17 protein-coding genes are annotated in these 19,918 nt (G+C 59.2%); 2 read left to right on the top strand and 15 right to left on the bottom strand.

All coding sequences use genetic code 11. The annotated features are described in order from the left end of the window. Positions 1 to 7 precede the first annotated feature (7 nt). Together CQ020_RS14085 and CQ020_RS14090 are read right to left on the bottom strand one after the other, a co-directional pair. Positions 8 to 1,312: an MFS transporter gene (locus CQ020_RS14085; RefSeq protein ID WP_219844511.1), complete on the bottom strand. Its 1,305-nt coding sequence runs from the start codon at positions 1,310 to 1,312 to the stop codon at positions 8 to 10. 46 nt (positions 1,313 to 1,358) lie between these two features. After that, complete coding sequence (locus CQ020_RS14090; protein ID WP_105692411.1) at positions 1,359 to 2,087, bottom strand: SDR family NAD(P)-dependent oxidoreductase; 729 nt, start codon at positions 2,085 to 2,087, stop codon at positions 1,359 to 1,361. A gap of 163 nt (positions 2,088 to 2,250) precedes the next feature. Between CQ020_RS14090 and CQ020_RS14095 the strand changes: the two genes are divergently transcribed. After that, positions 2,251 to 3,561, top strand: coding sequence for an MFS transporter (locus CQ020_RS14095; RefSeq protein ID WP_105692412.1), 1,311 nt, complete (start codon positions 2,251 to 2,253; stop codon positions 3,559 to 3,561). Between the two features lie 28 nt (positions 3,562 to 3,589). Continuing rightward, positions 3,590 to 4,870, top strand: coding sequence for an ArgE/DapE family deacylase (locus tag CQ020_RS14100; protein WP_105692413.1), 1,281 nt, complete (start codon positions 3,590 to 3,592; stop codon positions 4,868 to 4,870). Between the two features lie 71 nt (positions 4,871 to 4,941). On the opposite strand, the gene CQ020_RS14105 is transcribed toward CQ020_RS14100, so the two are convergent. From CQ020_RS14105 to CQ020_RS14165, 13 genes are all read right to left on the bottom strand, one after another. After that, entirely contained in the window at positions 4,942 to 5,745 is an 804-nt protein-coding gene (locus tag CQ020_RS14105; protein WP_105692414.1) for an SDR family NAD(P)-dependent oxidoreductase, read from the bottom strand. Between the two features lie 348 nt (positions 5,746 to 6,093). Beyond that, a complete protein-coding gene (locus CQ020_RS14110) occupies positions 6,094 to 6,255 on the bottom strand; it encodes a hypothetical protein (protein WP_238324863.1) in 162 nt (53 codons plus the stop codon). Positions 6,256 to 6,557: 302 nt separating this feature from the next. Further along, on the bottom strand, positions 6,558 to 7,583 hold the full coding sequence (locus CQ020_RS14115) for an SDR family NAD(P)-dependent oxidoreductase (protein WP_105692415.1): 1,026 nt from the start codon (positions 7,581 to 7,583) through the stop codon (positions 6,558 to 6,560). Further along, positions 7,580 to 9,436, bottom strand: a complete 1,857-nt coding sequence (gene uidA / locus CQ020_RS14120; RefSeq protein ID WP_105692416.1) for a beta-glucuronidase — start codon at positions 9,434 to 9,436, stop codon at positions 7,580 to 7,582. The genes CQ020_RS14115 and uidA overlap by 4 nt, the downstream gene beginning before the upstream one ends. A 22-nt stretch (positions 9,437 to 9,458) precedes the next feature. Next, positions 9,459 to 10,469, bottom strand: coding sequence for a Gfo/Idh/MocA family protein (locus CQ020_RS14125; protein WP_081733265.1), 1,011 nt, complete (start codon positions 10,467 to 10,469; stop codon positions 9,459 to 9,461). Continuing rightward, on the bottom strand, positions 10,466 to 11,329 hold the full coding sequence (locus CQ020_RS14130; RefSeq protein WP_026540406.1) for an ATP-binding cassette domain-containing protein: 864 nt from the start codon (positions 11,327 to 11,329) through the stop codon (positions 10,466 to 10,468). The genes CQ020_RS14125 and CQ020_RS14130 overlap by 4 nt, the downstream gene beginning before the upstream one ends. Further along, a complete protein-coding gene (locus tag CQ020_RS14135; protein WP_258141890.1) occupies positions 11,329 to 13,113 on the bottom strand; it encodes a dipeptide/oligopeptide/nickel ABC transporter permease/ATP-binding protein in 1,785 nt (594 codons plus the stop codon). Before CQ020_RS14135 ends, CQ020_RS14130 begins: the two co-directional genes overlap by 1 nt. Next, entirely contained in the window at positions 13,110 to 14,051 is a 942-nt protein-coding gene (locus tag CQ020_RS14140; protein WP_105692417.1) for an ABC transporter permease, read from the bottom strand. The genes CQ020_RS14135 and CQ020_RS14140 overlap by 4 nt, the downstream gene beginning before the upstream one ends. A gap of 49 nt (positions 14,052 to 14,100) precedes the next feature. Next, complete coding sequence (locus CQ020_RS14145; RefSeq protein ID WP_181151884.1) at positions 14,101 to 15,657, bottom strand: ABC transporter substrate-binding protein; 1,557 nt, start codon at positions 15,655 to 15,657, stop codon at positions 14,101 to 14,103. Between the two features lie 279 nt (positions 15,658 to 15,936). Then, positions 15,937 to 16,590, bottom strand: a complete 654-nt coding sequence (locus tag CQ020_RS14150) for a TetR/AcrR family transcriptional regulator (RefSeq protein WP_181151885.1) — start codon at positions 16,588 to 16,590, stop codon at positions 15,937 to 15,939. A gap of 120 nt (positions 16,591 to 16,710) precedes the next feature. Beyond that, positions 16,711 to 17,736, bottom strand: coding sequence for a LacI family DNA-binding transcriptional regulator (locus tag CQ020_RS14155; RefSeq protein ID WP_105692420.1), 1,026 nt, complete (start codon positions 17,734 to 17,736; stop codon positions 16,711 to 16,713). A gap of 91 nt (positions 17,737 to 17,827) precedes the next feature. Beyond that, positions 17,828 to 18,646 (bottom strand): SDR family NAD(P)-dependent oxidoreductase, encoded by an 819-nt coding sequence (locus CQ020_RS14160; RefSeq protein ID WP_105692421.1) that lies wholly within the window; start codon positions 18,644 to 18,646, stop codon positions 17,828 to 17,830. After that, positions 18,643 to 19,875 carry a glycoside hydrolase family 1 protein gene (locus CQ020_RS14165; RefSeq protein WP_105692422.1) on the bottom strand — a complete coding sequence of 411 codons (1,233 nt, stop codon included), beginning with the start codon at positions 19,873 to 19,875 and terminating at the stop codon, positions 18,643 to 18,645. The genes CQ020_RS14160 and CQ020_RS14165 overlap by 4 nt, the downstream gene beginning before the upstream one ends. Between the last annotated feature and the right edge of the window lie 43 nt (positions 19,876 to 19,918).

Consider the following 19,918-nt stretch of genomic DNA (forward strand, 5'->3'; position numbering starts at 1 on the left):
GTTGGTCCTAACGAAGGGGAGTGCGGAAAGTTTCGGGCATCCGCAGGACTACGAGCAGGGTTACCAGAGCGGCGGCCATCGGAAGCAAAGCCACCATTTCGGGGACGCCCGTTGCCGTCACGAGCCCTGTAGCGAAGAAGGCGGCCGTGCCACCGAAGAGCATGACGGAGAAGTTGTAGCCGATGCCCAGGGATGAGTAGCGAACCCTGGTGGGAAAGAGCTCGGACAGGGCTGCGGGGCCCGGGCCTGAAAATGCGGCCAGGATGACAGCCACCACGATCTGTGCGAGATACACCAAGAAGTCGTTTCCAGTGCCGAACATCAGGAGAATCGGATAACTCAGTACGACGAAACCGCCTGACCCGATGAGTAACAGGGGTTTGCGGCCAATTCGGTCGGACAAAGCACCGAAGCCGGCGATTGCAAGAACCATGACCGCGAGGCTCACCAGGTTGGAGGACTTGGCTACGTTCGGAGAGACCCCGGCGACGGTCGTGAGATACGTAGGTATGTAGGTGAGAAAGAAAAAGTAGGCGACAGTCCAACCGACCGTAAATCCAAATCCCTTTGCTATCGCCAGCTTTTGAGTAGTGAATGCAATCCGTAATGGCTTGTCTGCGGTTTGTCCCGCGTCCTTTTCAGCTTGGAACGAAGGGGTGTCGGCCAAGCCAAAACGGAGGAACACTGCCACGCCCGCCGTGAGTACACCAATCAGGAAAGGTACGCGCCAACCAAAATCGATCAACTCCTGCTGATCGAAGAAAAGGGAATTCAGGGCGACGACCGCGGAAGCAAGGAGAAATCCGGCCGCCGTGGTTACTTGGTTGAAGCTTCCAAAAAAGCCGCGGCGGTGCGGGGGAGCGTACTCGACAAGCATTGCGGCGGAGCCCGCCCACTCACCCGCGACGGCGGCGCCTTGAATAAGGCGTACGGCAACCAGCAGAGCGGGAGCCCAGGCGCCTATGGAGTTGTAGGTGGGCAGGCAACCAATCAGTAAAGTTGCTGCGCCCATCAACCCCACACTCACAATAAGTGCCTGTTTTCGGCCGACTTTGTCGCCAATATGGCCAAAAATCAGGGTTCCGGCGGGTCGGGCAAGGAAACCAACTGCAAAAACGGCGAAGGTTGCCAATATTCCTGTGATGCCTTCTGCTGTTGGAAAGAACAGCACTGCCAAAAGGCTGGCCGAGTAGGCGTATACGAGGTTGTCGTACTGTTCCAAAAGATTTCCGAAGCTCCCGGCCAGAACTGCTCGACGTTGAGCAACCACGGAAGCCGGGGTTTGCAGCATATTGATTTGTTGCTTTGACATTATTTATAACCTTTGGGCGTGGTGGCTAGGGCAAGCGGTGGATGGGCTAGGACGCTGCGAGGTAACCCCCGTCCACCGGTAGCAATGCACCTGTCACGAACGAGGACTCGTTGCTTGCGAGAAACGCGACGGCGGCGGCGAGTTCCTGCACTTGACCAGCACGGTTCATGGGTGCTCCGGCGATGCGAAGACGGGCTTCGGAATCAGGGAGGTCCTCCAGTAGCGGCGTTCTGAAGACTCCGGGCATAACTGCGTTGACACGGATGCCCATGGTGGCCAGCTCAACGGCGGCCACCTTCGTCAGTCTGTGCAGCCCCGCCTTGCTCACTTGATATGCGACAGAAGCAGGCAGTTCACCAGTCATGGGAGGCACAGTCTCGCCGTAAATGGAACCCACATTTATGACCGTTCCGTTGGTTTGCTGAAGCTGGGGGGAGAACACTTTGATTCCCTTCCATGGAGCCCACAAATTGGTCCGGATGATCTGGTCCCACTTCTCGTCAGACGTTCGTAGCAAGTCCGTCCGACTACTGACGCCGGCGTTGTTGACCAGAACGGAAATGGCGCCGAAACGCCGCTCCACGGAGGAAGCGAAGTCCTCCCACGAAGTGGAGTCAGCCACGTCAAGTTCAAGGAAAAGTCGGGAGTCCCTTTCACCTTCGTAGCGGATATCCCCACGGACAACGGTTGCACCTTGTCCAGCGAAGGTATCGGCAATTGCTGCGCCCAGCCCACTGCCTGCACCGGTAACAACCACAACTTTTGCTTCTTGCATGACGAACTCTCCTGGATGATGACTGTGTGACACGGTCACCACATGCTAGAGACTTCGAAACGTCGCAACATCGGTCACATGACCGATGACTGAAAGGTCCTGGCCGCCCATAGTTGTCGTAGAAGTGACCTGCACCTCTTTTTATGACAAACAAGGAGACAACATGGCCAACATCCCGGCGGATCGCACAACGGCGCAAAGGCGCGCCACTCTGGGGGCCTTCGTCGGAACCGCCATTGAGTGGTACGACTTCTACATTTTCGGCACTGCCGCAGCCTTGGTTTTCAGCAAAGTCTTCTACCCTCAGGCGGCGGAGGGTGCAGCTCTCATGGCGTCTTTTGCCACTTTCTGGGTGGGTTTCCTTGCTCGCCCGCTTGGCGGCATCATCTTTGGGCATTTCGGGGACAAGATCGGGCGGAAAAACACGCTCATCATCACTTTGATGCTGATGGGCATTGCTACCGCCATGATCGGCGTCCTCCCGGGCTACGCCAGCATAGGTATTGCCGCGCCTGTGCTGTTGATCGTGCTCCGCGCACTGCAGGGGATAGCAGTTGGGGGTGAATGGGGCGGCGCAGTCCTCCTTGCCACAGAGAATGCATCGGAACAAAACAAGGGGCGGGCAGGGACATGGGTGCAGCAGGGCTCACCTGCCGGCTCGATCCTGGCGACCCTGGCATTCCTGCTGGTCGGTCTTCTACCCAACGAGCAATTCCTGGCATGGGGATGGCGGATACCGTTCCTGTTCTCCGCCGTTCTTGTGCTCGTAGGGCTGGTCATCAGGGCCAAAGTAGAGGAATCTGCGGCCTTCACCGAGGCGAAGGCACGCCGGAAGGTCGCTGAAGTCCCGGTCGTGACCGTGTTTCGTGTTGCACGCACGGCCGTGATGCTTGGAGTTTTGGCATCCATTTTGGGAATCTCATCGGCCTACTTCGGCAACACTTTCCTGCTCGCTTGGACGACTGGGCAATTGAAGATGGACCGTCAAGTAATCCTCAATATCTTCCTTGCCACCGCAATCCTCCAGTTCATCTGGCAGCCTATGGCAGCGCGGATTGCCGAACGAATCGGTGTTCTCAAACTAATGCTCGGTGCTTTGGGCCTTGCTCTGTTGATGATTGTGCCACTGTTCCTCGCGCTCTTGTCAGGCAACATCGTGTTCTTAGCCACCATGATGGTCCTGAATGTTTTCGGTGGGTCGGCCTACTATGCCCTGTTGGCCTCGACCCTGGCCGCCGCTTTCCCGATCCACGTACGCTACACCGGAGTATCGATCGCCTATCAACTGTGCGCAACGATCATTGGTGGCTCCACCCCATTGGTAGCCCAGGCATTGTTGGTGGCCACCGGGCCGTGGAGCGTAGCTGCCTTCTACGCGCTGCTCGTCATCGCTACGGCCACTGGCGTCGCGGCACTGGAACGTTACAGGCTAAAAAACCTGCCCGTCGACTCTCCCGCCATGATTGGCTCCTGAAAAACGCCGAGGTTCCTGAAAGGACTCCATGACAACGCCCCAGCAACGACACGCCATTCTTTCAGCTGTAGATGCAGCCTTCGATGAACAGTTGGCCTTCACTGTTTCCTTGGTCGAAACCCCTTCTTTGCGGGGTTCTGAGAAGGCGGCCCAAGACCTGATGGAGTCCCGGTACAGGAGTTTGGGGCTGTCCATCGACAGGTGGACCCTCGACCCTGCGGAACTTGCTCTCCACCCGGCCGCGGGCGCAATCGACGTCGACTATTCCGGCAGTGAAGTCGTGGTCGGTACCTATACTCCGGAAGTGGAGACAGGACGCAGCTTGATACTGAACGGACACGTTGACGTCGTACCGACGGGCTTGCCCGAGCTCTGGAGCCGCGGACCCTTCAACGCGGTGATAGCTGAGGGGTGGCTCTATGGCCGAGGAGCTGCGGACATGAAAGCAGGATTGGCAGCTGCCCCTTTCGCTTTGGCTGCCGTGCAGGCTGCCGGTCTGCGCCCTCTGGGCCGAGTTCATCTGCAGTCCGTACCTGAAGAAGAAAGCACCGGCAACGGCACTGTTTCAACTCTCCAGCACGGCTATCACGCAGATGCGGTCTTGATCCCGGAGCCAGTGGGCGGCGAGCTGGTCAGGGCACACGTCGGTGTCATATGGTTCAAAGTCCGCCTTGCCGGACAAGCCGCTCATGCAGCCGAGATGTCCGAAGGCTTCAACGCCGTGGATGCCGCTTACGCCCTTATCTCCGACTTGCGGAGAGTTGAAGCAAGGTGGAACCAGGCTTCGAAATCAGTCAAGTATTTTGAGGAGCTGCAACACCCGTTCAACTTCAACGTCGGTCTGATAAATGGAGGCGATTGGACTTCATCAGTGCCGGACTGGTGTGAGTTCAGCATGCGAGTAGCTTTTCCCCCGGGACGTGCCGCCGGGGACGCATGGGCTGAAATACTTGAAACCATCGAACGGGCGGCGCAGGAGAATCCAGCCCTCGGGGGCGTTATACCGAGCGTTACCAAGACGGGGTTTTACTCAGACGGTTACTCCTTGGAGCCCGGAAGCGAGGCAGAAGATTCCTTTGGCAGAGCCTTCGCCGCAGCCAACGGCCGGCCATTGGGCACCGTTACCACTCCTGCCTATCTCGACGCACGGGTCTATGGGTTGTTCGATAACACTCCATCGCTGGTGTTCGGACCCGAGTGCCAGCGTACACACGGTGCCGACGAATGTGTGTCTGTGGAATCACTTCGCGAGGTCACCAGGGCGATTGCGCTGTTCATCGCTGATTGGTGCGGGGTAGAGCAACGATAGAGCCGGTCGTGCGCCCGCCGAATCATGGGCAAGTATAGGGCTGGCGCAGTTGGAAGGCGGTGGGCAGGAAGTTATTGGGCAAGGTAGCCGCCGTCGACCGGTAGTGAGACGCCGGTGACGTAGGCGGCTGCGGGACTTGCCAGGTAAGCCACCGCCGCGGCCACGTCTGCGGGTTCGGCTATCCGTCCCAAGGGAATTGCGCCAGCCACATGTCGCATGGTTTCCTCCGGGTTGGGCTGGGCCGACAACCATTCGGCGTAAAGGGGCGTGTTTGTCATGCCCGGTGCGACAGCGTTGACACGTATATTGTGGGGTGCCAGCTCCACGGCTGCTGCAGAGGTAAGGGCGAGCATGGCCCCTTTGCTGGCACTATAGATCGACATGGAGGGGACGCCTACGCTGGCCAAACGGGAAGTGATATTGATAATTGCGCCACCCGTGCCTTGGGCGCGCATGGCGCGGCCCGCGGCCTGCAGGCAGGAGATAGCTCCAAAGGTATTCATTTCGAATGTTTCCCGGATCTCGTCGGAGGGTGTTTCGAGCAGCGGTCCTACGTGATCCACTGCTGCGTTATTGATCAGTACGTCCAAGTTGCCGGCTACCCGGATCGTCGTCTCCACGAGCTCTTCCGCCGCGCGGGGTGCCGTGAGGTCGGCCTGGACAAAGTGCACGGTGTCAGCAAGTTCGCGTGCCACGCGTTCGCCCCTTTCGACGGAGCGGCCGCTGATGATAACCATGAACCCGTCCTGACGGAGACGCTTGGCAATTTCCGCCCCGATACCGGAGGTTGCCCCAGTCACCAGTGCAACCAGTGCTCTGGCTTCACCTTCGCGCGTCCCGCCGCGAAACCGGTGGGCGGGATCCGTTGTGGTCATCGTGTTCCTCCGGTTTCAAGGGAAAGGCCTCCCTGGCACATCCGATTCAATCCAGACCAAGCATAGGGCAGGCAACCTTCCAAGAGATCCGGTGCGCAAACCGCTGCCTGCGGGAGGCGCCTCTTTGCAAGTAGGCGTAGAACGCCAGCTTGTTGGCGCCGCCCGCCGGCATCTTTTCCCTCAGGGCGAGTTAGGCTCCGACGCCGAGGATTGAGTCCGCCGCCGCGCCCAACGGTGGCCATCCTCTGCGGCCGGCCTAGCCAGCCAGGCGCATGCCCGGCTGGCCAGGACGGCCGATTCGGTGGATTTCAGAGCGCTCCGGCATTGGCTCGTGAAAACATCACCAGACTATGGGGCGGCGTTTGCCGGTACTTCCTGGAAGGCGTGTACTACGTGTTCGATGAAGAGTTTCAATGAGCGCTTCTTCTCTTCATGGGACAGGCTGTTGTCGGACCAGAGGCCGAACTCCGTCACGCCCAGGGTCTCGTAGTGGCGGATACGCTTGATCACTTTTCAGGTGTATCGATCATCGCGGTCTGGTGTAAGCATGCGGAAGTGAATTGGGGGCGGTCGGCGAACTTCTCTCCGGGGCGGAGCCGCCGACGCCGGCCTGTACGTGACCGTCGTCGAGGACGGTCACGTACAGGCCAAAACGACGAAGCACACGATCAAACCATCAGTCTCCTGCGACTGCTTTCACCCATGATCAACGTCATCCGAAGCGAAACCCTGTTCTAGCCTCACGTTATCCTGGCGTTCGCGGACGTGACCCGAGAATGGTGGCTTGCGGTACAGCGTGGTCAGTTCAGCGCCTACTGAACTGACCACGCACCGTCCGATGGCAGGACGGCTCCGGAGATGTTGGTTCCGTCCTCGCTGAGGAGGAACGTGATGGAGGCAGCCAACTGCGAGGCCACAGCAACAGGGGGAATTATCTGCATGAACGGTCCCAACCGGTTCGCGCCGAGCTCGGATCCAAAGGTGGCCTCGATGCCTGTTGCAACCGGGCCCGGGGCCACTGCGTTGACGCGGATTCCCTGAGGCGCGTACATAAAGGCGGTACTGCGAGTGAGTCCGAGAACTGCATGTTTGGAAGCGGTGTACGCCAGTCCTGCAGAATTGCCACGAAGTGCGGCTTCGGAGGCCACATTTACGACGGAACCGCGCCCGGCGGCCATCATGATGGGAAGCACGGCGCGGGTCAGGCGGAACATTCCGTCCACGTTGACCGCGAACACCCGGTTCCAGACCTCATCGGCCACCTCGTGCAACGGGGTCATGTCGTCCATGATTCCGGCGACGTTTGCCAACGCATATACCCGGTCTCCAGCGGCTTCAACAATCCTCAGAATGTCTTCTTCCTTGGTGATGTCAGCCTGGACGGTTACCACCTCAGCCTCCGGGTGATCCATCGCCAGTGCCTCAAGTCGGGCAGCTGCGATGTCTACGGCAATCACCCTGCCGCCTTCCCTGGCAATCCTGGAGGCAGTGGCCCGGCCGATACCCGAGCCGGCGCCCGTGACGATCACAGTCTTACCCAGGAATCTGCCATCGGTGATGCGTTCTCGCCAAAGGGTGTCGTCGATGTCCTCGGCGTCCGCCTCTGGTTCGATTCCCCCATTTGCTTCCCTGACCAGATGATCAAGCAAAGACTGCGGGAACTGTCCGCCACCGAGTTCCACGAGCTGTTGCAGGGCAAGGTGATCGATGGGTTTCAGGGCTGATTCGTCCTGACCTGCCTCCTTTAGCATTCCCCGAAGAAGGGGACCGCCAGCGGGATGGGCAAGCCATTCCCGAATAGGGCGGGAGCCGGTCAGTGCCTTGGTGTGGTTGGTCATTTTGCTCCTTCGAGAGCCGGTGCTGCTTTGAGCTGGGCTGTTAAGTTTTCGGGGACCGCTGTTTCGTCCACCACGGGCTTGGCACGCTTGAGACCAGTCCAACGGGCACGCAGGGCGTGTGCTGCTGCTTTTGGTTTTCTATCCCGGCTGAAAACACCCTTACGGTTGCCGTCCACACGGTGGATGCCGTTGGACGTTTGGAAGTCGGCAAAGTTCCAGACGTGTTCCCCTACAAAGCCGTCAATCCTGTCAAAGACCCGGTGGTTCATGGCCAGGAAGGACTGCTGGTATTCCTCGCTCCAAGGCATGTCCCAGATGGAGTGCTGTCCCGGCATGGTGTCTGCCCCGTATTCGCTCATCATGATGGGCTTGCCGAAGGCCTCCACCCAACCGCGGAGGTCACGTTCAAGGTAATTTTCTGCGCTCTGAAGATCCCCGGTAAAGATGTACCAGCCGTAGTAGCGATTTATGCTCAGGACGTCGAAGAGATCCGCGATTTTGTCGTTCTGGAAGGTGGCAAACATGACTGCGGCGTAGGTCAGGGGACGGGTTGGATCGAGCTCGCGGGCGAGCTGGACGAGAGGCTCGAAGAACTCCCTTGCCCCGTCCTCGTTGGAGGCCGGTTCGTTGGCGATACTCCACATAACAACGCTTGGATGGTTCTTATCGCGTGAGATGACCTCGCGAAGGTGCTGCGCGTGGGCAGCTTGGGTTTCGTGGTTGAAGGTTTCCGGTGAAAATGTGGGTTTCGGGCCCACCCCCGTGAGCCCTCCCTGGACCCCCAGATTCAGCCCAACGGCTGCGGTTTCATCGACGACGACGATGCCGTGGCGGTCCGCGAATTCCAGCACCTCCTCCGCATAGGGGTAGTGCGAGGTCCGGAACGAGTTGGCTCCCACCCAGTCCAACAACTGGAAGTCGTGCACAAGGTAGGCGTTATCGTGACCCTTGCCCCGGACGGCCGTGTCCTCGTGCTTGCCGAAGCCCGTAAAGTAGAAGGGCTCTCCATTGATGAGGAACTGGGTCCCGCGGACTTCCACCGTCCTCACACCGAACGGTTCCGTGTAACTGTCAAGGAGGTCTTCGCCGTCGAGGAGCTCTACCACCAGGTTATAAAGGTAGGCTGCGCCTGGCCGCCACAGCGAGACATCCTCGATAGTGAGTGTCCCCTGAGTGCCTTCGGCCGATGAAACTTCCTGGCCTGCAGCATCCAAAACGCGGACGCGGACCGGCGTCTTGTGACTTGTTTCGACTGAATAATCTATGACGCCGGTTCGGCCAATAACGCCGGTAACAACAGTGATGTCGCTGATGTGGCGTTCTGGTTTGCTGTAGAGCCACACTGACCGTGCCAGGCCAGCGTAGTTATAGAAGTCATGCAGGTAGGTCTGTTGGCGTCGCCCGTCCTGGCTGACGCTGATGCTGCCCGGGGGGATAGTGGCACTGGTCAGTTCATTGTTCACCCCAACCGTGAGCCTGAATTCATCTCCGGGCGAGAGGTGGTCCGTGATGTCTGCTTCAAAAGGTGTGTAGCCGCCTACGTGCCGGGCTACCAGGACGTCGTCAACATAGACCTTGCCCTCGTGCGTGGCTGCGTCCAAGCGGAGCAAAACTCTTTCGCCGGTCCAGCCCCGCGGTACACGGACGGTCCGCTGGTACCACACCCAGCCCACGTGGTCCCGGATCTTCTGGTCGGCAAAAAGGTCGTTGTAACTCGACGGTACGGCGGCCTCGAGATTTCCTCCCAGAACACCTTTCCAGGGTTCCGGGACGTTGGGATTCTCCACGGCAAAGCGCCAAAGGCCGTCCAGGTTGATAAGTTCGCGGGTAATTGTAGAGCGGGGCTTAAGCAATGTATTTTCTCCTGCTTGGCTGTCAATGAGATAACTGGCTTGCGATGGTGTCCAGGGTGCGGAACACGGCAATCGTGTCTTTTGCCGGATGTACCGGGTGTTGGGTATCGCCGGCACGGATTGCTTCGCCGGCGGCTCTGAGCATGGGAACATAGCCGTTGCCCTCGCGGGCGTGATCGATGGGTTCAGGGGCGAACATTTTTTCCCAGGAACCTGCGTGGATTTGGAGGGTAGTGGATGTCCAGAACATGCCTGGGATGGTGATCCAGCCCTTGGCGCCGCTGATGGAGGCAGAGGGATCGACGAATTCGGTCATTGAACTCGCGCATTGCGCAAACTGGCCCCCTGCGAAGTCAAGGGTGAAATGTTCGGCGAAGTCGAGCCCGTCGGCCCTCAGGCGGCCGTTGGCCGTTATGGATGTTGGCTCACCGAAGATTGAGTGGGCCAGGGTCACCGGGTAGATCCCTTGGTCCAGGAGCGTTCCTCCGCTGCGCTCAATATCCCATCTGCTGCCACCATCGGCGATCAGGGGAAAGCCAAATCCTGCGCGGATGCTGGAAGGCTGTCCGATGATTCCAGTGCGGAGCAGTTCGAAGAGGTGTTGGAATGCGGGGTTGAACTTCATCCACATTGCTTCCATGAGGAAGAGCCCTTGGCTTTCGGCAAGCGCAAAGAGGTCTTGCACTTCATCCGCATTCAGTGCCATGGGCTTCTCGACAACCACATGTTTGCCGGCATTCAGCGCTTGGCGCGCCAAGGCAGCATGGGTAGCGAACGGCGTCGCCAGATACACAACGTCAACCTCAGGGTCCATGACAAGCGAATCGAAGTCATCGGTCCACCTGTCCAGGCCGAAGTCCTCTGCGAAACCGGCAGCTTTCGCCGGGTTTCTGCTGAAGATCATTTCCACGTGATTTCCGGGCAAGAGCTGTAGATCCGGCACTATGCTGCGGGAGATAGTCCCGGCCCCGGCAACAGCCCACCGCAGTGGAGCTTGGGGACGACGTGCCTCATCCACGGGTCCATTCGTCATCCTGCAACTCCAGCCTGGACTTGTTGTTCCCGGTGCAGCTCAGCCAATCGGTGCCGATCTGCCCGGCGCTTCTCCTGTTCCACGGGGTCTGCGATGGGTGCAGCCAGCAACAGTCGCTGGGTGTAGGGGTGCTCGGGTGTGGAAGTTACCCGGTCCGCGGGGCCGGTTTCAACGATGTCCCCCCTGTAGACGACACTGACCCGATGGCTGATGTGCCGGACCACGGACAGGTCGTGTGAGACGAACAAGTAGGCAACGCCTGTGCGCCTTTGGATGTCGATGAAGAGGTCCATGACCCGGGCCTGTGTGGAAAGGTCCAACGCCGAGACGGGTTCGTCGCAGACAATGAGTTTGGGTTCGGGCGCAAGGGCCCGGGCTATGGCTACTCGTTGCCGTTGTCCGCCGCTGAACTCCCGGGGCAAACGTTCAGCCGCGTCCCCGGGCAGGCCGACTTGATCCAACAGCATCCGAACCCGGGTCCGGGCTTCAGATGCACTTGTTCCCTGGACGATGAGGGGCTCGCTCAGGGTGTCGCCGATGGTCAGGGACGGGTTGAGGGACGTGTAGGGGTCCTGGAACACCACTTGGATGTCTTTGGACAACTGACGGCGTTCCTTGGGCGTGGCGTGGGTGATATCCGAACCCTGGAAGGTGATGCGGCCCGATGCCGGCTTGACAAGCCCAAGGACGGCCCGGCCAATGGTGGTTTTGCCGGACCCGGATTCCCCCACGACGCCGAGAGTCTCACCTTTGGCGATTGACAGGGAAACTCCGTGCAGGACCTCCACTTCCCTGGGCCTGAAGCCCCGGCCCTTGAAGGCGACGCGAAGGTCTTCCACGTTCAACAACTGCGGTGTCATCAATTACTCCCCGAAATAGCCGCCGAGACGGGAATGGGTTGGTCGGTCCGAACGGTGTGTTCGTCAAGGATGGATCCGAGGAGCATCTGCGTGTAGGGATGTTGAGGTTCCCGGAAGAGCTCCAGTGCTGTCCCTGATTCCACAACCCGGCCGTCCTGCATCACGGCGATCCGGTCACAGATGTCTGCCACCACGCCGAAGTTGTGTGTCACTAGCAACACGGCCATGCCCATTTCGGCTTGCAGGTCCCTGATAAGGTCCAGGATTTCGGCTTGGACAGTGACATCCAGGGCAGTGGTGGGTTCATCGGCGATGAGGAGTTTGGGACGACTGGCCACAGCACCTGCAATGAGGACGCGTTGGGCCATTCCGCCGGAGATCTGGTGGGGATAAGAGTCAAAAGTCCGTTCAGGATGTTCAATTCCAACACGCACCAGAAGCTCCATTACTGTTGCTTTTGCCTCCCGCCGTGACATCTGTGCAGAGGCGCGTATGCCTTCGACGAGTTGGGCGCCCACTGTGTAGGAGGGATCCAGATTGGACATGGGTTCCTGGGGTATGTAGGCAATGTCGCGTCCACGAAGGGTACGGAACTCCCGTTCGGTAAGGCCAATCAAATTGCGGCCAGCCAACTGTGCCCAACCATGCGTGACCACGGCCTCAGGCGGAAGCACACCAAGAATGGCAAAAGCTGTTTGTGTCTTTCCTGAGCCGGATTCACCCACCAAGCCCAGGGTTTCACCTGCCTGTAACGTGAGCTCGACCCCTTTCACTACTTCCTTGAGTTCGCCCGAGGGTGTGGGGTAAGCGATGCCCAGGTCGCGGACGGACAGCACGTCCGTCGTCGAGCCCTGGACGGCGTCCTTCGCGGGGGTGCGGCCGGCTTGTGCGGCCCGGGCTTTCACGGGCGTGAGTTTGACGCCCTCAAAGGCGTCCCTTAGTGAGTTGCCCAGCAATACAAGGGAAGCTGTCAGAGTCCCGAGCATGACACTGGGCCAGATGAATTGGGTGGGATCGACGTAGAGATTTGTGAAGCCATCGGCGATCATCGCGCCAAAGCTGGGAACCAGTGTTGACCCTACTCCGAGAAAGGCCAAGCCCGACTGGAGGCTGATTGCGGAGCCGATAAGAAATGCGGTGGCAACGATGATGGGACCGCGGACAGCAAACAACACATGCCGTCCAAGAATCCGCAGGTTGGACAACCCCGATACCCGCGCAGCGTCAACGTAGAGTTCGTTCTTGACCCCAAGGACCAGGTTTCTGACGATACGGTACACGCCGGGGGAGAGCAGTACCCCAAAGATGAGCATGGTAGCCCGGTAGTCGCCCTTGGTGACCGGCATCAGGACTATTAGCAGCAAGAGCCCCGGAAATGTCATGATGAGGCTGAAAATCCACTCCGTTGCGCTGCGCAGCTTTCGGCCGAAATACCCACCGATCAGGCCACAGGTGACGCCGATGGTCAAGGCAACACTGGCACCGATTAATCCTGCGATCAGGCTTGTACCGATTGAATGCAGAAGCCGCGAAGCGATGTCGCGCCCGTTTTGGTCGGCCCCCAAAATGTACCCCGGGGTCCCGGGTGTCGCGTTGATGGCATTGAGTTGGGCCTCATTGGGATCATGCGGCGCGATCAACGGCGTCAGGAGACCCAGGATGATGATGGCAAGCAGCAGAACCGAAGTGATGATGGCCTGGGGATCCTTGGCGAGTTTCCTTAGCGGAGATTTCCGGGGTGGGGATGCAAGCCCCGGATCCACGCTGAGTTCTTCGATGCTCAATAGATTCTCGCCTTCGGGTTGAGCCAGCCGTTCACGACGTCTGTAATGAGGTTCACCATGACCACCAACATGACGCTGAACAGGGTGATGCCCATGATGATGGGGATATCGCCTTGGAGGGAGGCGTTGAATGCGTAGGCGCCGAAGCCAGGAAGCGCGAACACGTTCTCGATGATGAGCGCACCACCGAGCATTTGAATGAATTCAAGGGACAGGACCGTCAAGGCAGGACTCGCCGCATTCCGAAGCGCGTGGCGAAGAACAATTGAGCGTGTTGGTACCCCGCGGGTCCTCAGCGTACGGACGTAGTCCTTCCTGAGCTCCCCGATCATTGAGCCGCGGATTTGTGCGGCCATGCTGGCCACTCCACCGATGACGAGCACAATGACGGGGATGGTGATCGACGTGGCCCATTTCCCCGGATTCTGAGCGAAAGGAGTGAACCCGGTTGCCGGCAGCAACTTCAAATTCACCGCGAGAACAGCCACCAGGACAATGGCGATGAGCAAGCCGGGGACGACGTAACCAATCAAGGACAAGCCTTGGGAGACCTTGTCAGCCAGTCCACCCCTTGTGGCTGCCCAGACGCCCAGCGCAACGCTGACGATCACAGTGACGATGAGCGCTGTGACCACGAGCGACAGGGTCACACCCAGCCGGGCGGCAACGGCCGGGGCTACGGGTTGACTGGTGAAAAGGGAGGTACCGAAATCCCCGGTCAGGACGGAGCCGAGCCAGTCCAGGTATTGGACGATGGCTGGCCGATCGAAGCCAAGTTCGGTCATCAGTGCCTTCAAGGACTCCGGAGTCGCAGTAGCCCCCAGCCGTTCGCGGGCAACGGATTCCAAGGAGCCGCTGAGGAGGAAGAAGGTAATTAAGGTGACGAGCAGGGCAAGGACAATGCCTGCACCAAGTCGTCGTAGGGCGTAACTGATCATGAGTGGACCCCCGGCTTTTCCTTCGGCGTCCCTGAGCTCCTGGTTAGCATCATTTTCCGGACAGGCCGAAGTCACGTACGGTAGGCAAAACCACCCCGGTAGGGAGGAAATCAATGCCCGGAGCTGTGGCCCAGAGCGTGCCTACGTAGGCGATCGGTGCGTTCAATGCCTGCTTTACGGTATATTCGTTGACCTTCTTATACAGAGCATCACGGGCTGTATCGTCCGGTTCGGTGGCAATGGACTGCAGCAACGTGTCGAACTCGGGGTCCTGCCACTTGAAGGGGTTGAGGAAGGCTTCAGGGGCGTACATGTCGCCGACTTGACGGCCGGCGCTGTTCAGACCGTAGAACCAAAGAACTGCCGGGTACTTCTTCGAAGCAATTGATGACGCTGTATTCTGCGGAGGCACGGGTTCCCACGTCACCTTCACACCGATGTCCGCAAGAGCCTGCGTGATCACAGGCTCGAAGGACTGGGAGATGACCGTGCTTGGCATCGTCATGGAGAAACCGTCGGCGTATCCGGCCTCGGCCAATAGTTTGCGTGCCTTCGCAGGATCGAAGCTGTAGGCATCTTCAAGCCCCGGATCGTAGGCTCCACTGTTGGGGTCGAACACCTGGACCGTAGGCTTGCCTAGTCCGTTGAGGAGGGCCTTCACCACCTGTGCCCGGTCAAATGCCATGTTGATGGCCTCGCGCACCTTTACATTGCCCAGGGCAGGAACGAGTTCTCCCTTTCGATCGGCCAGGACGAGAACAAGAGCGGCCGTAGCCTGCACTTCCTTGACTGTGAATCCCGCACCTTCGGCCTGCTTGCGTTGGGGGGCCTGAATCAGGGCTGCCTTTACTTCCCCTGCCTGGAGCGCGTTGTACTGGGCGGTCCTGTCCTGGATGACTTTGACCTTCACGGTTTTGAAGGGGTAGACCGAGGCGTTCCAGTAGTCATCCCGGCGTTCCATCACGTACTCGGTGCCGTCCACAGTTTTGTCCGATAGGACGTAGGGTCCTGAGGCTGTTGGGCGGAGCTTGGTGGTCTCTGATGCCAGCGTGTCCGCGTCGCCGATAACGCCTGTGGCCTGCGCCAGATAGTTCAGCAGCGATGGTTCAGGAGCGGAAAGCTGAATGACTACCGTCGACGCATCGGGAGCGGAAATCGAAGACACCTTGGCGAGCTTGGGCTGTTGCTGGCCCGGTGTCGTCCTGGTCCTCTCCAAGGTTGCTGCAACGTCCTTGGAGGTGACGGCGTCTCCGGAACTAAACTTCAGGTCGCTGCGAAGCTTGAGGGTCAGCGTGCGGAGGTCATCTGAATATTCCCAGCTCTCGGCCGCGTTCGCACGGATCTTGTTGTCCTTGTCCACCATGAGAAGGGTGTCGAAAATGGATGCCCAAATGTAGGACTGCTGTCCTTCAGCGAGCTGGGCCGGGTCCAACGAAGCCGGCTGGGCTTGAACGGCAATGCTGAGCTCCTCGTTGCGTGAGGAATTGCTTGCCTCCGATGCTGGTTCGGAAGTTGAGCAGGCCGCTGTGGAGAGTAGTGCCGCCACCGCGACTGAGGCTACGACCGCACGGGTCAGTGATGTGGTTCGGGACAAGACAGGAAACATGTCTCGGGACTCCTTTGTCATTGAGGAAAAGCTTTTGGAGATTTATGGGGGACCATTGTCTGGGCCGTTCAGTCGGGGGTGACCGACATCACTAGCAAAGCATTGGAAAAACAAAAAGGCAACCGATTGCCAAGAAATGTTCTAAAGATTAAATCTCTTCCGCAGGTTTCGCTTCAGGGAACGACAAATAGCCCCCTGATGCACGAAACAATGTATTTCGAAGATCGAGGCGGTGGAATTTATTTTAGGAGGTCCTGAGAGGTGCTTTTGATAAACTGCCTATTGGCTTGTGGCCATAAGCTCTGTTAGTTGCTGCTTGAACTTCATGAGCGGGTGCCCATTAAGTGCGAGGAACGCCTGGGAAACTGCTGAGGTGAGATCAAGGGTGGGATCAATGAGCCACTGCATCCGCAGGCCACTCCAGGCTGCCATCATTTGGCGGCCAACCTTTTCCGGGTCCAACGCTGGATCCGCGAGCCCCTTTGCCTGGCGTCTCCTCACTCCTTCCGCGAACTCAAAGACCACCTGTTCGTGGTGGGCCTTCAGGTAGGAATGGGCCGGGTGTCCGGGATCCACCGCCTCCGCGCTGAGGGAAAGGAACAGGCGGGTTGTGGCCTGATCATCCAGCGTCAGGTGCGCCATTGCCGGTGGTGGCCAGTCGGAGCTTCCTCCGTCAAGGACATGGAACTCTGCTGTGAGGATTGCGCGATACTCCTGGTCTGCCAGCTCCATTGCTGCCACGAGGATGTGATCGCGTGTGGGGAAGTGGTAGAGCATTGCAGTTTCGCTCATGGATGCACGCGCTGCAACTTCAGCTGTGGTCAAAGCCCGGTGACCCTTCTCGAGGACAATGTCCAGGGCTGCCCGGGCAACGGCCGAACGTCGCTCAAGAGTCTTCGCGTAGCGTTTCCGGGGTGACGTTGTGGAGTCCATGAATAAAGAGTAATTGAAAACTGAGTGGCACACCATAGATACAGTACGTCTTCTTCGAAAGTGTGGTATCACGAGAACGAAAGCGATTAAAAATTGACCTGCACTCGGTTTGCAGGTCACTTATGGCGCACTCCTTGCCGGACCTGCAGATCCTCGGATGACCAGTTCCGTGTCCACCATCACGCTTTTGGGCTCCTGCGGAGTGCCGGCAAAGGAGTTCAGAATCAGCCCGGCGGCCAGCGATCCGCACTCTCCCAGCGGGGATCTGATGCTCGACAAGGACGGGGTGGTGAAGTCAGCGCCAAAGATGTCGTCAAAGCCCACGATGCTGATGGCTTCGGGAACGGCCATGCCGGCACCTTGAAGCTCGTGCATCAGGCCAATAGCCATGAGGTCGTTGTGCGTGATCACGGCCGTAGCTCCTGAGGCTTTGATGGTCCGGGCCAGTTTTCTGCCACCGTCAATGGTGGGGGATGTGGACTCGATGCGCTCTGCGGTGACGTGGCACCACTCGCACGCATCGGATACCGCGTCCCAGCGCCGGGCTGACATCCAGGACATCTCTGGTCCGGCGGCGAACACGATCTTCTGATGTCCGTTCCCCGCCAGAAAACGGACTGCCTGGCTGACGCCCCTGTCCGGATCAGGGACAACGCAGTCTATGCCGCTGACCTCTCTGTTGATGGCGACAACCTTCTTTGTGGCGGCAAGTAGTTGAAGGTTGTTTTCACTCATGCGGGGGCTGACCAGGATGAGGCCGTCGACGGTTTTGATAAGCCGCCGCGCGGCTGACAATTCGGTGGCAGCGGATTCAGCCGCATTGCCAAGCACCACGCTGTACTGCTGCTGCGTTGCTACTCTTCCTGCTTCCCGGAGAATGCCAAAGAAGTTTGGATTGGTTATATCTGAAACAAGAAGTCCCAGCATTCTTGTTGATCCGGTTTGCAAGGCTTGTGCCGAATGGTTCGCTTTGAAATTGAGAACCTCGGCAGTTATTTCAACAAGCCGCCGGGTTCGCGGGCTGACTCTTCCGGGATTACTGAGGGCCCTGGAAACTGTTGAAGGATTAACCCCGGCTTGTTGTGCTATATCATAAATTGTTGCTTTGGCTTTTTTGGTTTGCACTGGTGACTCATCAGCCGGCATTCTGCACTTTCCTGGATAGTGGAAAATCGGCCGGTTACGTGCGCATTGCTGAAGCACGCGTAACCGGCCGACGAGTTGTCCGCCCTTGGTGCTAGATGGTCTGGCCGGCGTCAGCCAAAAGCGTGCTGCCCGTCATGATGGTGGACAGGTCGCTCGCACAGAACAGGACGACGCGTGCGATGTCGTCCGGCGTTCCGAGCCGGCCAATGAGACTGTTCGTCATGACGTCCATGGTCGCCGTTCCACTGGAGGGGGCGTGTTGGGCGGCAGCGGCCATGTTGCCTTCGGTTGGTACGAAGGTGGGAGCCACACCGAGCACCCGTATCCCCATGGGCGCAAATTCCAAGGCCATTTGTTTGGTCATGCCGCGAACTGCGTGCTTGGATCCAACGTAGGCCGACAAGCCTGGCGCCGTCCCGCCGAACCCCGCGGTGGAAACGATGTTGATGATGACGCCACCGTTTTTACCGTTTGACATATGGCGGGCGGCCTCGCGGGAGCCATTGAAGACGCCGCGGGTATTCACGGCGAAGACCTGCTCCCACGTGCTGTCACTGGTCTGCAGGACCGGAACGCTGGGGAAGATGCCGGCATTGTTTACCCAGATGTCGATGCCCCCGAAAGACTCCAGGGCTTCCTGTGCTCCGAGACGCACCGACCCGGCGTCGCTGACATCCATGCCAAAGCCGAGGGCCCGGATGGGGAAGCGATCGGCAATTCCGGCTGCGGTCTCCTTGGCGAGATCGGCGTTGACGTCCCCGATGAGTACGTCGGCGCCGGCTTCGGCAAGTCGTACTGCGATGGCTTTGCCCAAACCCTGGGCCCCGCCGGTGACAACTGCCCGGCGTCCGGCCAGGGAGAGCAGGTCCCTGACCGGGGTGAGTGAAGCGTCGGTGAAGGCTGTTGTCATGCTGAAACCTCGACGTCGAGGTTGTTGCTTTCGGCCACCCGGCCAAGCCAGGCCAAGCTGGGTTTTGGTGACCGGACGAAAGTCTCCCTGTCCACAGCAATCAGGCCGAAGGTCGGTTCCCAGTGACCCCACTCGAAGTTGTCCAACAGGGACCAGTGCAGGTAGCCGCGAACGTCAATGCCGTCAGCCATGCACTGGTGGAGGCCTTGCAACGCTTCAGCGGTGTACCGGATTCGTTGCTCGTCATCAGCGGTGGCGATGCCGTTTTCCGTGACCAGCACGGGGACGCCTCCGGTGACCTCCCACGCGTGCCTCACGGCCATGGCCAAAGCATCGGGCCTGTACGCGGTGCCCACCAAGGTGTTCTCAGGGTGCGGCGGGTGCGGGACGAGCCCGTTGGCATCCACTTGCTGGCTGGAGTAGGCCTGCACGCCAACAAAATCGTCGCCGCGGCTGCCTTCCCAGTAGACGTCCTCTTTGCCGAAGCGGATCTCCAGCAGCTTTTCCTCCCCACCGGGGGCGGCAGTAAGCGCGCCGGCTGCAATTGTCCATCCAACCTTGGCGGAGGTGTTCGCGCGGATGATTTCCCGGGCGGCGTGGTGGATGGTCGTAAATGCCCTGCCTATTTCCGGGTCAGCGTAGGTCAGGAAGTCACTGTGTGTTTGCTTGGTCTCTTCGGTGCCCTCGACAGTGGGGCTTTGCCACTGGGCGTCCCCGGCAAGTTGCATGCGGCGCATGGCTGTCATGATGGCGGCCTGCATATTCGGCTCGTTCATGGTCACCACCCACTCCACCCCGTCCAGGATGGTAGTGGCTTCCTTGACGTAGCGCTGGAACTTTTCCGATGCGTCCGGAGCCAGCCAACCGCCGTCGTTCGCGAACCACTGGGGAGTGGTGAAGTGCTGCAAGGTGACCACGGGGGTGACGTTCCGCGCAAAGCAGTGCTCGATCATGCGCCGGTAATGGGCAAGTTCTGCCTTGGAGAAGGCTCCGGGTGCGGGTTCGATCCGCGACCACTCCAGGCTGAAGCGGTACGAGGTCAGGCCGGCATCGGCCAGCAGGTCAATGTCCTCACGGTAACGGTGGTAGCTGTCGCACGCGTCCCCGGAGAGCTCCATGCCGGGCATGGTCAGTTCACGTGCCCACCAGTCGCTGTTGACGTTGTTTCCTTCAATCTGGTGGCCGGCGGTAGCGGCACCCCAGAGGAAGTTGGCGGGGAAAGTTGTCATGGGTTTACTCGTTTCTTGATGGTTGTGATGCCTCTGCAGGCAT

Origin of the sequence: Arthrobacter sp. MYb23, from assembly GCF_002979775.1 — a bacterium.
Taxonomy (GTDB): domain Bacteria; phylum Actinomycetota; class Actinomycetes; order Actinomycetales; family Micrococcaceae; genus Arthrobacter.